The organism is Streptomyces sp. NPDC096013 (assembly GCF_044763565.1).
Classification (GTDB): domain Bacteria; phylum Actinomycetota; class Actinomycetes; order Streptomycetales; family Streptomycetaceae; genus Streptomyces.
Genome location: NZ_JBIWGK010000005.1, coordinates 218334 through 230937 on the forward strand (window position 1 = coordinate 218334; position 12604 = coordinate 230937).

At 72.0% G+C, this 12604-nt stretch carries 12 protein-coding genes; 7 read left to right on the forward strand and 5 right to left on the reverse strand.

The genetic code is table 11. The annotated features are described in order from the left end of the window. Positions 1–47: 47 nt before the first annotated feature. Together ACIRB1_RS19105 and argH are read right to left on the reverse strand one after the other, a co-directional pair. On the reverse strand, positions 48–1019 hold the full coding sequence (locus ACIRB1_RS19105) for an aldo/keto reductase (RefSeq protein ID WP_403466325.1): 972 nt from the start codon (positions 1017–1019) through the stop codon (positions 48–50). A 174-nt stretch (positions 1020–1193) separates the two neighbouring features. Then, the gene (argH, locus tag ACIRB1_RS19110) at positions 1194–2621 is read right to left on the reverse strand and encodes an argininosuccinate lyase (protein ID WP_403466326.1); all 1428 of its coding nucleotides are present in this window, start codon (positions 2619–2621) and stop codon (positions 1194–1196) included. Positions 2622–2867: 246 nt separating this feature from the next. On the opposite strand from argH, the gene ACIRB1_RS19115 reads away from it, so the two are divergent. Then, positions 2868–3737: a hypothetical protein gene (locus tag ACIRB1_RS19115; RefSeq protein ID WP_403466327.1), complete on the forward strand. Its 870-nt coding sequence runs from the start codon at positions 2868–2870 to the stop codon at positions 3735–3737. Positions 3738–3868: 131 nt separating this feature from the next. Continuing rightward, positions 3869–4573, forward strand: coding sequence for a L,D-transpeptidase (locus tag ACIRB1_RS19120; RefSeq protein WP_403466328.1), 705 nt, complete (start codon positions 3869–3871; stop codon positions 4571–4573). On the opposite strand, the gene ACIRB1_RS19125 is transcribed toward ACIRB1_RS19120, so the two are convergent. Further along, entirely contained in the window at positions 4551–6089 is a 1539-nt protein-coding gene (locus tag ACIRB1_RS19125) for a sensor histidine kinase (protein WP_403466329.1), read from the reverse strand. The genes ACIRB1_RS19120 and ACIRB1_RS19125 overlap by 23 nt on opposite strands. After that, complete coding sequence (locus tag ACIRB1_RS19130; RefSeq protein WP_352180352.1) at positions 6089–6826, reverse strand: response regulator transcription factor; 738 nt, start codon at positions 6824–6826, stop codon at positions 6089–6091. The genes ACIRB1_RS19125 and ACIRB1_RS19130 overlap by 1 nt, the downstream gene beginning before the upstream one ends. Positions 6827–6977: 151 nt before the next feature. On the opposite strand from ACIRB1_RS19130, the gene ACIRB1_RS19135 reads away from it, so the two are divergent. The 5 genes from ACIRB1_RS19135 to ACIRB1_RS19155 all read left to right on the forward strand — a co-directional run bounded on the left by ACIRB1_RS19135 (position 6978) and on the right by ACIRB1_RS19155 (position 11864). Then, positions 6978–8330 (forward strand): ferric reductase-like transmembrane domain-containing protein, encoded by a 1353-nt coding sequence (locus ACIRB1_RS19135; protein ID WP_403466330.1) that lies wholly within the window; start codon positions 6978–6980, stop codon positions 8328–8330. Between the two features lie 7 nt (positions 8331–8337). Continuing rightward, positions 8338–8808: an FMN-binding protein gene (locus ACIRB1_RS19140; RefSeq protein WP_403466331.1), complete on the forward strand. Its 471-nt coding sequence runs from the start codon at positions 8338–8340 to the stop codon at positions 8806–8808. Between the two features lie 75 nt (positions 8809–8883). Beyond that, positions 8884–10266, forward strand: a complete 1383-nt coding sequence (locus tag ACIRB1_RS19145; protein WP_352180349.1) for a ferredoxin reductase family protein — start codon at positions 8884–8886, stop codon at positions 10264–10266. 19 nt (positions 10267–10285) lie between these two features. Further along, complete coding sequence (locus ACIRB1_RS19150; RefSeq protein ID WP_403466332.1) at positions 10286–11071, forward strand: FMN-binding protein; 786 nt, start codon at positions 10286–10288, stop codon at positions 11069–11071. A 55-nt stretch (positions 11072–11126) separates the two neighbouring features. Then, the gene (locus ACIRB1_RS19155) at positions 11127–11864 is read left to right on the forward strand and encodes an FAD:protein FMN transferase (RefSeq protein ID WP_403466497.1); all 738 of its coding nucleotides are present in this window, start codon (positions 11127–11129) and stop codon (positions 11862–11864) included. Positions 11865–12060: 196 nt separating this feature from the next. Here ACIRB1_RS19155 and ACIRB1_RS19160 read toward each other — a convergent pair whose 3' ends face one another. Further along, positions 12061–12600, reverse strand: coding sequence for an arginine repressor (locus ACIRB1_RS19160; protein ID WP_352180346.1), 540 nt, complete (start codon positions 12598–12600; stop codon positions 12061–12063). Between the last annotated feature and the right edge of the window lie 4 nt (positions 12601–12604).

Below are 12604 nucleotides of genomic sequence, written 5' to 3' on the forward strand. Positions count from 1 at the left end.
CACTGTGGGCATGCGTGACTCATGGCCGGGGTCGGCTCAGCCGATCGTCAGTGCCAGGGCAGCGAGCCCCGCCGCGCCCAGTACGCCTGCGGGTCCTCCGCGAGCGCGTCCAGACGGGCGAGCTGGTCGTCGGAGAGGTCCACGACCGCCGCGTGCAGATTGGAGGCCAGCTGCCCCACGGTCGCCGCACCGGACAGGGCCACGCCCACCCACGGCCGGCGCAGGATCAGCGCCAGGGCGATCGCGTCCGTGTGCAGGGACGTCTCCTCGGCCACGGCCTTCAGGGCGTCCGGCGCGTACGGCTCCGCGAGCCTGCCGTTGGCCATGCCCTCCTTGACGATCACCGTGAGTCCGGCGTCATGGGCCTCGGCGAGGGCGGGGCCCGCGGAGGTCTCCAGGGCGTTGTACGTCGACTGGACGGTACGGAAGAGGGGCTCGCCGTCGACCGTCACGGTGAGCGCGGCACGGATCGCGTCGGCTTGCGCGGGGCCGCTGGTGGAGAAGCCGACGGTCACACCGGTCGCCGCCAACTCGGCCAGTTTCCCGTGCAGTTCCTTGTCGGTGAGGGCCGGACTGTCCGGGGTCACCGAGTGGATCTGGTAGAGGTCGAGGCGGTCGCCGAGGAGGTCGGCGGTCTCGGCGCGCTGGCGCTCGTAGGTCCGGACGCCGTGGTCCTTGACCTCGTGCGTCTCGGCGTCCGCCGACCAGTCCGCGGTGTAGGTGTAGCCCCACTTGCTGCCGACCACGATGTCGTCGCGGTCGGGGTGGGCGTCCAGCCACGCGGCGAGGAACTCCTCGGAGCGGCCGTAGGAACGGGCCGCGTCGACATAGCGGACGCCCTGCGCGTAGGCGGCGTCCAGGAGCTCGTGGGTCCGGGCGCGGAGGGCTTCTACGGTGCGCTGCTCTCCGAGGTCGTCTTCCCGGCCCAGGTTGATGTAGCCGGGGCGGCCCACCGCGGCGAGGCCGAGTCCGATGTGGCTGGTGGGGGTGGTCGCTGTGGCCAGTCGGGCGAAGGGCATCGCGGGCTCCGGTTGGTCGGCTCCAGTACGGCTTCGACCAACGTAACCCTTGATGACCTTCGCCCGGCAGCTCGGGTTGTCGCGGTGCGTTCGGCGGGTGCGGGTGCGTTGTGGCTGGTCGCGCCCACGCGGCGGAGCCGCACACCGGCACGGCCCCGCACCCCTGAAAGCCGCCTAGCGCTTCGCCGTGGACCAGGCGTGCTGGGTCTCCAGGTCGCGCTTGACCTCTGTCAGTTGGACGGCCACCGCGCTCGGGGCCGTGCCGCCCCGGGCGTTGCGGGAGGCGAGGGCGCCGGGGACGTTCAGGACCGTGCGGACGTCCGGGGTCAGATGGGGGGAGATCTTGGCGAACTGTTCGTCGGTCAGCTCGTCGAGTTCCTTGTCCTCGGCCTCGGCGACCTTGACGCACTCGCCGGCGACCTCGTGGGCGACACGGAAGGGGACGCCCTGCTTGACCAGCCACTCGGCGATGTCGGTGGCGAGGGAGAAGCCGGCCGGGGCCAGTTCCTCCATGCGGTCGCGGTGGATGGTGAGGGTGGCCATCATGCCGGTGAACGCCGGGAGCAGGACCTCGAGTTGGTCGATGGAGTCGAAGACCGGCTCCTTGTCCTCCTGGAGGTCACGGTTGTACGCGAGGGGCAGCGCCTTGAGCGTGGCCATCAGGCCGGTCAGGTTGCCGATCAGGCGGCCCGACTTGCCGCGCGCCAGCTCCGCGATGTCCGGGTTCTTCTTCTGCGGCATGATCGACGAGCCGGTGGAGAACGCGTCGTGCAGGGTCACGAAGGAGAACTCCTTCGTGTTCCAGATGATGACCTCCTCGGCGATCCGGGAGAGGTTCACCCCGATCATCGCGGTGATGAAGGCGAACTCGGCGACGAAGTCACGCGAGGCCGTGCCGTCGATCGAGTTCGCGACCGAGCCGTGCTCGAAGCCGAGGTCCTTCGCCACCGCCTCCGGGTCCAGGCCGAGGGAGGAACCCGCGAGCGCCCCGGAGCCGTAGGGCGAGACGGCCGTCCGCTCGTCCCACTGCCGCAGGCGTTCCGCGTCCCGGGACAGGGACTGGACGTGCGCGAGGACGTGGTGGGCGAACAGCACCGGCTGGGCGTGCTGGAGGTGGGTGCGGCCGGGCATCGCCACGTCCGGGTGGGCCTCCGCGAGGCCGACCAGCGCGTCCTGGAGGTCGGCGATCAGGCCGCCGATCGAGCGGGCGTGGTCGCGCAGGCACATCCGGAAGAGGGTGGCGACCTGGTCGTTGCGGGAGCGGCCGGCGCGCAGCTTGCCGCCGAGGTCGGGGCCGAGGCGCTCCAACAGGCCGCGTTCCAGGGCCGTGTGGACGTCCTCGTCGGCGATCGTGCCGACGAAGGAGCCGTCGGCGACGTCCGCTTCGAGCTGGTCGAGGCCCGCGAGCATGCGGGTCAGCTCGTCGTCCGTGAGGAGGTTCGCCTTGTGCAGCACGCGCGCGTGGGCGCGGGAACCGGCGATGTCGTAGGGCGCGAGCCGCCAGTCGAAGTGGACGGACGCGGACAGCTTCGCCAGGGCCTCGGCGGGACCGTCGGCGAAACGACCGCCCCAGAGCCGTACGTCACCGCTGTTGCTGCTCACTTGCGCTGCTCCTCTGGGCCGTGGGTGGGTCGTCGTGCTGAATTCGGCTGCGTTCCGCGGGGTTCAGCCGCGTGGTCCAGCCACAGTGTCTCGCATGCATGATTATGCAGAGTCCTGCATGACTCGTCAATTTCCGGGAGCCTTGAACACCAGCAAACGCTTTCCCGTACCTCTCGCCGAACGCAGGCGCCGCGTTTCCCCCACGAGTCACCCCTTGTTCACCCCTGACCCGAGTGAGGCATTCGCATGTCCAGGGCTCTCCCCAAGTACAACAAGCGTCGCGTCGTGTTCATCGGCGGTGCCGCCGCCGTGGTGCTGTCCGGCGCGGTCATCGCCGGGTCCGCTCTCGCCGGCACTCCGGACAAGAGCAGCACCGCGCAGAGCGCCCGGACGCTGGCCGACCCGGGGACGATGATCACCTGCCCCGACGTGAAGTCCCAGCTCCCCGCGGTACCGGCGTCGGCGCAGGCCGAGGTCGACCGGAACCTCACCCTCCTCGACACCCAGATCGCCGAGGCCGACAAGCGGCTCGTCGACACCGTCGGACAGGGCGGGGCGAACTTCGTCCAGAACGCCATCCTCGGCCCCCTGAAGGACAAGCGGGTCTCCACCATCGACCGCATCGCCATCGCCATCGGGCGTCAGGGCACCAAGCCCACCGGGCTCGACTCGCTCGCCACGTGCGCGCTCAACTCGGCCGGTTCGACCGGGGCCACCGGGGAAACCGGCTCTACGGGGGCTACGGACACCGCGACCCCGAGTGCCACCGACTCCGCCACGCAGGCGGCCGGGGGTACGGAGGACACCGGTGCGGCGAGCGCGGTCGGCACGATCTCCTGCCCCGACGTGAAGTCCCAGCTCCCCGCGGTACCGGCGTCGGCGCAGGCCGAGGTCGACCGGAACCTCACCCTCCTCGACACCCAGATCGCCGAGGCCGACAAGCGGCTCGTCGACACCGTCGGACAGGGCGGGGCGAACTTCGTCCAGAACGCCATCCTCGGCCCCCTGAAGGACAAGCGGGTCTCCACCATCGACCGCATCGCCATCGCCATCGGGCGTCAGGGCACCAAGCCTTCCGGCCTCGACTCCCTGGCCGCCTGCACGCTCACCAAGTGACGTGACAGGCAGCCGTGGCCGCCCCGATGATCGCCGGCCGGGGCGGCCACGGTGATGTCCGGACCCGGGAGCGTTGCCTGTTCGGCCCACCTGAGCTGCCGTCAGCGCGGCCACGCTCTAGCCTCTGGGCCATGCGTCCTGGTGTCGTCGCCCTTGCGTCCGCGTCCCTGCTCCTGCTGCTCGGGGCGGTGCCCGCGCGCGCCGTGGAGCCTCCGGTGCCGGAGTCGCTCGCGGACACCGGGGGTGGGAGCCAACTGATCCTCGCGCAGGCGCCCGGCGTCAATTCCACTACGGGGACGCTCAGTTGGTGGGATCTGCGGGGTGGTGTGTGGGTGAAGGCCGGTTCCGCCCCCGCTCGGTTCGGGGCGAAGGGGCTGGTCGAGGGCGGGGCTCGCCGGCAGGGGTCGTACACGACTCCCACCGGGTTGTACGACCTGCCGTTCGCCTTCGGGATTCAGGCCGCTCCGGGTGGGACGCGGATCAAGTACCGGCGGGTGGGCGGGAGTTCGTGGTGGTGCGAGGATGTCGGGTCCCGGGTCTACAACCGGTGGAGCGAGCCGCTCGCCGGGGACTGCCGGGCCGGTGAGTCCGAGCGGTTGAGTTCCTATCCGACGCAGTACGCGTACGGGCTTGTCATCGGGTTCAACTACGCCAAGCCCGTGAAGGGGCGGGGGGCCGGGATCTTTCTGCATGTCAACGGGCGTGGGGCCACCGCCGGTTGTGTGTCCGTGCCGCGGGATGCGATGAGGAGAATCCTGGGGTGGGTCGATCCTGGCCGGAGGCCGCACATCGCCGTCGGGACGGTGCGTGGGGTCACGGCTCTTTCCCGGTACTGATGGGCGCCTGGGCGGGGTCGGTCGCCGGAAGTCTCACCGTGAAGGTGGTCGAGCCCGGGTGGCTTTCCAGGGTCACGGTTCCGCCGTGTGCCTGTGCCACCGCCGCCACGATCGACAGGCCCAGGCCCGCTCCTCCGCCGCCGCCCTCCGTTCGCCGGCGGTCCGCGCGGGTGAAGCGTTCGAAGACTCCGGGCTGGGTTTCGGGCGGGACGCCCGGGCCGTCGTCGTGGACCAGCAGGCAGGTCGCTCCGTCCCCCTTCTCCACCGTCACCGTCACCTTGGTGCCGGCCGGTGTGTGCAGACGCGCGTTGGCCAGCAGGTTGGCCAGCACCTGCTGGAGGCGGTGGGCGTCGCCGTCGACGGTGATCGGGTCCTCCGGGAGGCGGAGGTTCCAGCGGTGGTCGGGGCCCGAGGCCCTGGCGTCGGTGATCGCGTCGAGGACCAGGCGGGTGAGGTCGACGGGGTGGCGTTCGAGAGGGCGGCCCGCGTCGAGGCGGGCGAGGAGGAGCATCTCGTCGACCATGACGCCCATACGTGCCGACTCGGCCGCGATGCGTTCCAGGGCCCGGGTGACCTTCGGTGGGACGGGGTCCGGGTGGAGCAGGGCGAGTTCGGCGTGGCCCCGGACCGAGGCCACCGGGGTGCGCAGTTCGTGGCTGGCGTCGGCGGCGAAGCTCCGCAGCCGTTCCTCGCTGGCGTGCCGGTGGGTGAGCGCGTCCTCGACATGGCCGAGCATGCGGTTGAAGGCACCGGCGAGCCTGCCCACCTCGCTGCGCGGATCGGACTCGGGTACCCGGGGCGGCAGGGTCACCTCGCCGCTGGCGAGGGGGAGTTCGCTGACCCGGGTGGCCGTGGCGGCGACCCGGCTCAGGGGCTGGAGCGACCAGCGCACCCACAGCGCGCCGGCGAACCCGGTGATCAGGAGGGCGGCGCCGAAGACGATCGCGGCGACCGCCTCGAGACGGTGGACGGTGGCCTCCACCGACTCCAGCGGGAGTCCGGTGATCATCACGTCGTGGTCGCGGCCCGCGGAGGCGAGGACGCGGTAGCCGCCCAGGGACGAGAGGCGGATGCTGCGGGCCTTGCCGCCGACCGGCACCGCGGCGAGTTCCCGCCGGTCCCGCGCGGTCAGGGGAACCTTCTGGCCGGTCGTGGCATCGTCCTTGTCGGCGGGCACGACCGCCACGTTGGTGACGGTGCCGTCGACCAGGCGGGCGCCGAACGTACCCGGCGCCTGTCGGCGGGTGTCGCCGCGTTCCCTGTCGTCGGCGTCGTGGTCGGTCAGTGTCCGGCCCTTGTGCTCCAGGCTGGCCGGGAACTGGGTGCCGACCTCGGTCAGCTGCTGGTCGAGCCGGCCGGTGAGGAAGCCGTCCAGCTCGATCACGGCGGCCACCCCGACGGCGGCGCAGCTGACCGCGAGCAGCACCACCAGGCCCGCCGTCAGACGCGCCCGTAGGGTGCGCGGACGGGGCAGCGCGCGCAGCCACCGCCCGGCGACTCGCCGTCCCCCGGTCATCACGCCACCGGCTTGAGCACGTACCCGGCCCCGCGCACGGTGTGGATCATGGGTTCCCGGCCCGCGTCCAGCTTCTTGCGCAGGTAGGAGATGTACAGCTCGACCACATGGGCCTGGCCGCCGAAGTCGTAGGACCACACGCGGTCGAGGATCTGGGCCTTGCTGAGGACGCGGCGCGGGTTGCGCATGAGAAAGCGGAGCAGTTCGAACTCGGTCGGGGACAGGTCGATGAGCCGGCCCGCGCGGCTGACCTCGCGGGCCTCCTCGTCCATGACCAGGTCTCCTACGACGATCCGGGGGCCCTCCTCCTGCTGGCGGGCCATGCCCGCGCGGCGCAGCAGTCCGCGCAGCCGGGCGACGACCTCCTCCAGGCTGAAGGGTTTGGTGACGTAGTCGTCGCCGCCCGCCGTGATGCCGGCGATGCGGTCCTCGACCGTGTCCCGCGCGGTGAGGAAGAGGACGCAGACGTCCGGCTTGGCCTCGTGCAGGGAGCGCAGCACGGCGAAGCCGTCGGTGTCGGGGAGCATCACGTCGAGGACGACGGCGTCGGGCCGCAGCTCACGGGCTCCGGCGAGCGCGGAGGCGCCGTCGCCGGCCGTACGGACCTCCCAGCCCTCGTAGCGCAGGGCGCCGGACAGCACCTCGGCGAGGTCGGGGTCGTCGTCGACGACGAGGACGCGCACGGGGGTGCCGTCGGGGCGGGTGAGGGCCGGTCGGCCGGAGCGGGTCGTGTTCATGGCTCCTACCAGCATCTCTCCTCGTGGCGCCCCCGGCGGCCGTCGGCCGCTCTGAGTTTCCTCTGAAGACGCTGAGAATGCCGTCCGCTCAGAGATCCCTCAGAGGTTCGGCCCGCACAGTGGGGTGCAGGACGGGTGAAGGGACACACACATGACCACCGTGTACGAACGGCGGACGGCACCGCCCGTGGTGCCCGCTCCCCGGCGTTCGCCGGCGGGTGCGGTGCTCGGGCTGCTGTGGGCCGGGGCGGCGGGCGCGGTCGCCCTCTGGTGGGCGGACACCGGCTCGGTGGTCGGAGCGGCGGGCTGGCTGACCGGGGTCGGGCGGATGGCTGGGCTGCTGTGCGGGTACGCCTGCGCGGTGCTCGTCGGGCTGATGGCGCGGGTGCCGCTGCTGGAGCGGCGGGTCGGCTCGGACCGGGTGGCCCGCTGGCATGCGATGGCGGGCCGCTACACGGTCTGCCTGCTCGTCGTGCACGTCGTGTTCATCCTGCTCGGCTACGCGGCCCAGGACCGTGCCTCGGTCGTGCACGAGACGGTCACGGTGGTCCTGGACTACCCAGACATGCTGAAGGCGACGTTCGGGGCGGTCATCCTGTTCGCGGTCGGCATCACCTCGGCCCGCGCCGCGCGCCGCAGGCTCAGCTACGAGTTCTGGTACTACGTCCATCTCCTCACCTACGCCGCCGTGTTCCTCTCCTTCTTCCACCAGCTGAGCCTGGGCGACGAGTTCAGTGGCCACACCGGAGCCACGGCCGCCTGGTACGCCCTGTATCTCGGGGTCGCGGCCCTGGTCCTCTGGTACCGGATCGTCGTCCCGGTGCGGCTCAACCTGCGGCACCGGCTGCGGGTGGAGTCCGTGCACCCGGAGGCGCCGGGTGTGTACTCCGTCGTCGTCCGCGGGCACCGTGTCGAGGAACTCGGCGCGCAGGCGGGGCAGTTCTTCCGCTGGCGGTTCTTCGGCGAGGGCATGGGCTGGACGTCGACGCCGTACTCGCTGTCGGCGCCGCCGCGCCGGGACCGGCTGCGGATCACGGTCAAGGCGCTCGGCGACCACAGTGCGGCCGTGTCGCTACTGCGGCCGGGCGCGCGGGTGTGGGCGGAGGGGCCGTACGGCTCGCTGACCGCCGAACGGCGCACCGGGCAGCGGTCGTTGCTCATCGCGGCCGGGATCGGGATCACGCCGTTGCGGGCGCTGTTCGAGACGCTGCCGGGCGAGGTGACGCTGCTGTACCGGGCGCGGAGCACCCAAGACCTGGCGCTGGGCGCCGAGTTGGACGCGATCGCGCGGTGGCGCGGGGCGAGGGTTCTGTACGCGCTGAACGGGCCTCAGGGACAACGGCCGCTGCTCGGGCCGGAGTTCCTGCGCGAGGCCGTGCCCGACCTGGCCGGGCACGACGTGTACATCTGCGGTCCGCACGCGTTCGCCCAGGACGTGTACGGGGCGCTGCGTGCCGCGGGTGTGCCGGACCGTCGTATCCACCACGAGTCGTTCGAGTTGTGAGGCCGTCGTGCATCCGTTGAGGAAGAACCGTCCGCTGCGCCGGATCGTGCTGGCGAGCGCGGTCACCGCGTCCGGCCTGGTGATGCTGCTGGCGCTGAAGCCGCACACGGCACCCGCGATAGCCGCCTCGCCCGCGCCGGCCGCGTCCAGCTCGTCTGGTACGGGTTCCGGTACGGGTTCCGGCGGTTCGACCGCCACCGGCACCAAGACCGTCACCGGCGAGACCGCGCAGACCCGTTGGGGTCCCGTGCAGGTGAGGATCACCGTGAAGAACGGCAGGATCACCGATGTCAGCGCGGTCCAGTCACCGTCGGACAATCCGCGCGACCAGGAGATCAACTCCTATGCCCTGCCGGAGCTGCGGCGCGAGGTGCTCGCCGCGCAGAGCGCGAAGATCGACACGGTGTCGGGAGCCACCTACACAAGTGACGGTTACCGCCAGTCACTTCAGTCCGCACTGGACTCCGCGGGATTCTGAACGCACAGGCGCAACGGCACGTACTTCAGGGCCAAGGGACCAGCCCACCCCCCTTGCCCCGTCCACGGAGGAACCGTGACCACCACGCTCGCAGGCGGACGTGCCGCCCGCCGCCAGACGATGCGCCGCATCCGCCCGCGCCGCTCCCCAGCGACCCTGCTGCTGCTCGCCGTCTGGGCGGGCGCGGCCGGGGTGCTGTGGCTGTGGTGGCACAACACGCCGTCCATCGCCGACCAGAACGGCAAGATCCTCAACGCGGGCCGTATCACCGGCCTGCTGGCGGGCTATCTGATGGCACTCGTCGTGCTCCAGATGGCCCGGGTGCCCGCCCTGGAACGCCGGGTCGGCTCCGACCGGGTCGCCCGCTGGCACGCGATGAGCGGCCGCTACACGCTCTGCCTGGTCCTCGCGCACGTCTTCCTCATCATGTGGGGCTACGCCCTCCAGGCGGGCAAGACGCTGGGCGACATCGTCCAGCAGACCATCGACTCGGTGAACCAGCTGCCCGACATGGGCAAGGCCGCCATCGGCACCGGCCTGTTCCTGCTCATCGGCGTCTCGTCGATCGGCGGCATCCGCCGCAGGCTGCCGTACGACATGTGGTACCACGTGCACCTGCTGACGTATGCGGCGGTGTTCTTCACCTTCTGGCACCAGATCACCACCGGCAACGACTTCGCGCTGACGCCGATCGCCAAGACCGTCTGGTACGGGCTCTACGGCACGGTCACCGCGCTGGTGGTCTGGTACCGGATCCTCACCCCGATCCGCCTCAACATGCGGCACCGGATGCGCGTCGAGGCGGTCATCGAGGAGACGCCCGGCATCGTGTCGGTGCTGATCAGCGGGCGCAAGCTGCACCGGATCGGCGCGGAGGCGGGGCAGTTCTTCCGCTGGCGGTTCCTGGCGCCGGGCATGCGGTTCAGCTCGCACCCGTACTCGCTGTCGGCGGCGCCCCGCCCGAACATGCTGCGGATCACGGTCAAGGCGATCGGCGACCACAGCGCCCGGCTGCGCGAGCTGCGGCCCGGCACCAAGGTGTGGGCCGAGGGCCCGTACGGCGCGCTGACCTCGCAGCGGCGCACCCGCGGCAAGGTGCTGCTGGTCGCGGGCGGCGTCGGCATCACGCCGATGCGGGCGCTGTTCGAGACGCTGCCCGGCGCGGCCGGTGACATCACGCTGCTCTACCGGGCCAACACCACCCAGGACCTGGCGCTGTGGGACGAGCTGGCGAAGATCGCCGACGAGCGCGGCGCCCGGCTGATGTACGCGGTGAACAGCCCCGACGGGGAACGCCCGGACATCTCGGCGGAGTCCCTGCGGCGGAAGATCTCCGACATCGACGACCACGACGTCTTCATGTGCGGGCCGCCCGGCTTCGCGCAGTCGGTCTACGAAGCACTGCGCGGCGCGGGGGTCCCCGCCCGCCGCATCCATCACGAGTCGTTCGAGATGTGAGCGACGGGAGCCAGGAGCGATGAAGAAGAGCCACCCCATCCGGCGTGTTCTGCTCGCGAGCGCCGCCACCGTGTCCGGGATCGTGCTGCTGCTCTCCCTGAAGCCGGCGTCGGACCCAACGGCGTCCGCGCAGGGTGCGTCGGCCCAGGAGACCGCCGCCGCCCAGGAGTCGCCCCAGGGCGGTGCCGCGGCGGCCGGGACCTCGACGGTCACGGGCGCCGTCGCCCAGACCCAGTACGGGGTCGTCCAGGTACGTCTGACGGTCGCGGGCGGCAAGATCACCAAGGCCGAGGCGATCCAGGCACCGAAGGGCGGGACCAGCAACCAGAAGACCGCGCTGTCCGTGCCCAAACTCAACCAGGAGGCCGTCGCCACCCAGAGCGCGGACATCACGTCCGTGTCCGGGGCGACCTACACGAGCGGCGGCTACAAGCAGTCGCTCCAGTCGGCGATCGACAAGATGAAGGCGGCCGGCGCCAAGACACCCGCCCCGTCGAAGAGCGCGGCCGCCGGGTCGGGTCAGGCCGCCCAGGCCAAGACCGTCACCGGTGATGTCGCGACGACCGAGTACGGGCCGGTCCAGGTCCGGATCACCGTCGCGAACGGCAAGATCACCAAGGCCGAGGCGATCCAGGCGCCGAAGGGCGGCACCAGCGACCAGAAGACCGCGCTGGCGATCCCCAAGCTCAACCAGGAGGCCGTGGCCGCCGGGAGCGCGACCATCGACTCGGTGTCGGGCGCGTCGTACACGAGCGGCGGCTACAAGCAGTCCCTCCAGTCGGCGCTGGACAAGGCCGGTGGCTGACACGGTGACCGATCCCGCGGAGGCTCCCGCCACACTGCGGCACGCCGAGGAGGTCATGGGGACGGTGTTCTCCTTCGACATCCGCGGCGGTGAGCCCGACGCCGTGCACGCCGCGCTGGAGCAGGCGATCGCCCAACTCCACCGCGTGAACGAGGTGTTCAGCACCTACCGCGACGACAGCCAGGTCTCCCGGCTGGCCCGCGGCGAGCTGACCCTCGCGGAGTGCGACGCCGAGGTCGCCGAGGTGCTGGAACTGGGCGCCGAGGCGGAGCGGGTCAGCGCGGGCTGGTTCAGCACGAGGTACGAAGGCAGGCTCGACCCGACGGGCATCGTGAAGGGCTGGGCCGCCGAGCGCGCGGCCGGGCTGTTCACGGCGGCCGGGGTGAGCGGGGTCAGCGTCAACGGCGGCGGTGACGTCCAGATGTTCGGTACGCCGGGACCCCACCGGCCCTGGCGGGTCGGCGTCTCCGATCCGCTGCGCCCGGGTGGTCTCGCGGCCGTGATCTCGGCGGCGGGCGCCGACGAACTGGCCGTGGCCACCTCCGGCACGGCGGAGCGCGGGGCGCACATCGTGGACCCGTCCACCGGCAAGTCCGCGGTCACCGACCTGGTCGCGGTCACCGTCGTGGCACCCCGTCTGACCTGGGCCGACTGCTGGGCCACGGCCGCGTTCGCGATGGGCTCGCGCGAGGGTCTGGCCTGGCTGGAGTCCCTGCCGGACGTCGAGGCGCTGCTCATCACGGCGGGCGACGAGGTGCGCTGCACGGGCGGACTGGCGGCCCGCCTGGGGTAGGGGTCCCCCATGCGAGTCGGGGGGGGGCCCGCGGGGGGGGGGGGGGCCCCCCCCCGGGGGGCCCCCCCCGGGGGGGGGGGGGGGGGGGGGGGGCGGGGGGGGCGGGGGGGGGGGGGGGGGGGGGGGCCCCCCGGGGGGGGGGGGGGGCCCGGGGGGCGGCCCCCCCCCCCCCCGACTCGTTGCCCCTACGGGTACGTCAGTGGTCGTTCTGCGCCAGTCGCAGCAGATGGTCCGCGAGGGCCTGTCCGCCCACCGGGTCCCGGCTGATCAGCAGGAGGGTGTCGTCGCCCGCGATGGTGCCGAGGATGTCCTGGAGTTCGGCCTGGTCGATCGCCGAGGCGAGGAACTGGGCGGCGCCCGGCGGGGTGCGCAGGACCACGAGGTTGGCGGAGGCCTCCGCGGAGATCAGCAGCTCGGAGGAGAGCCGCCGCATCCGCTCCTCCTTCGCCGACTCCCCCAGCGGCGCGCGGGGGGTGCGGAAGCCGCCCTCGCTCGGTACCGCGTAGATGAGGTCGCCGTCGTTGTTGCGGATCTTCACCGCGTTCAGCTCGTCCAGGTCCCGGGAGAGCGTCGCCTGGGTGACGCTCAGCCCGTCGTCGGACAGCAGCTTCGCCAACTGGCTCTGGGAGCGCACCGGTTGCCGGTTGAGGATGTCCACGATCCGGCGGTGGCGGGCGGTGCGGGTCTGCGGCACGGCCGGTCCCGCTGTGTGCTCGTGCTCCTGCGCCTGACTCATCGTC

Coding starts and splice junctions, on each gene's coding strand:
- ACIRB1_RS19135 (WP_403466330.1), top strand. CDS start 6,978: ATGACCACCGTGTACGAACGGCGGACGGCACCGCCCGTGGTGCCCGCT.
- ACIRB1_RS19160 (WP_352180346.1), bottom strand. CDS start 12,600: ATGAGTCAGGCGCAGGAGCACGAGCACACAGCGGGACCGGCCGTGCCG.
- ACIRB1_RS19105 (WP_403466325.1), bottom strand. CDS start 1,019: ATGCCCTTCGCCCGACTGGCCACAGCGACCACCCCCACCAGCCACATC.
- ACIRB1_RS19115 (WP_403466327.1), top strand. CDS start 2,868: ATGTCCAGGGCTCTCCCCAAGTACAACAAGCGTCGCGTCGTGTTCATC.
- ACIRB1_RS19120 (WP_403466328.1), top strand. CDS start 3,869: ATGCGTCCTGGTGTCGTCGCCCTTGCGTCCGCGTCCCTGCTCCTGCTG.
- ACIRB1_RS19125 (WP_403466329.1), bottom strand. CDS start 6,089: ATGACCGGGGGACGGCGAGTCGCCGGGCGGTGGCTGCGCGCGCTGCCC.
- ACIRB1_RS19155 (WP_403466497.1), top strand. CDS start 11,127: ATGGGGACGGTGTTCTCCTTCGACATCCGCGGCGGTGAGCCCGACGCC.
- ACIRB1_RS19130 (WP_352180352.1), bottom strand. CDS start 6,826: ATGAACACGACCCGCTCCGGCCGACCGGCCCTCACCCGCCCCGACGGC.
- ACIRB1_RS19150 (WP_403466332.1), top strand. CDS start 10,286: ATGAAGAAGAGCCACCCCATCCGGCGTGTTCTGCTCGCGAGCGCCGCC.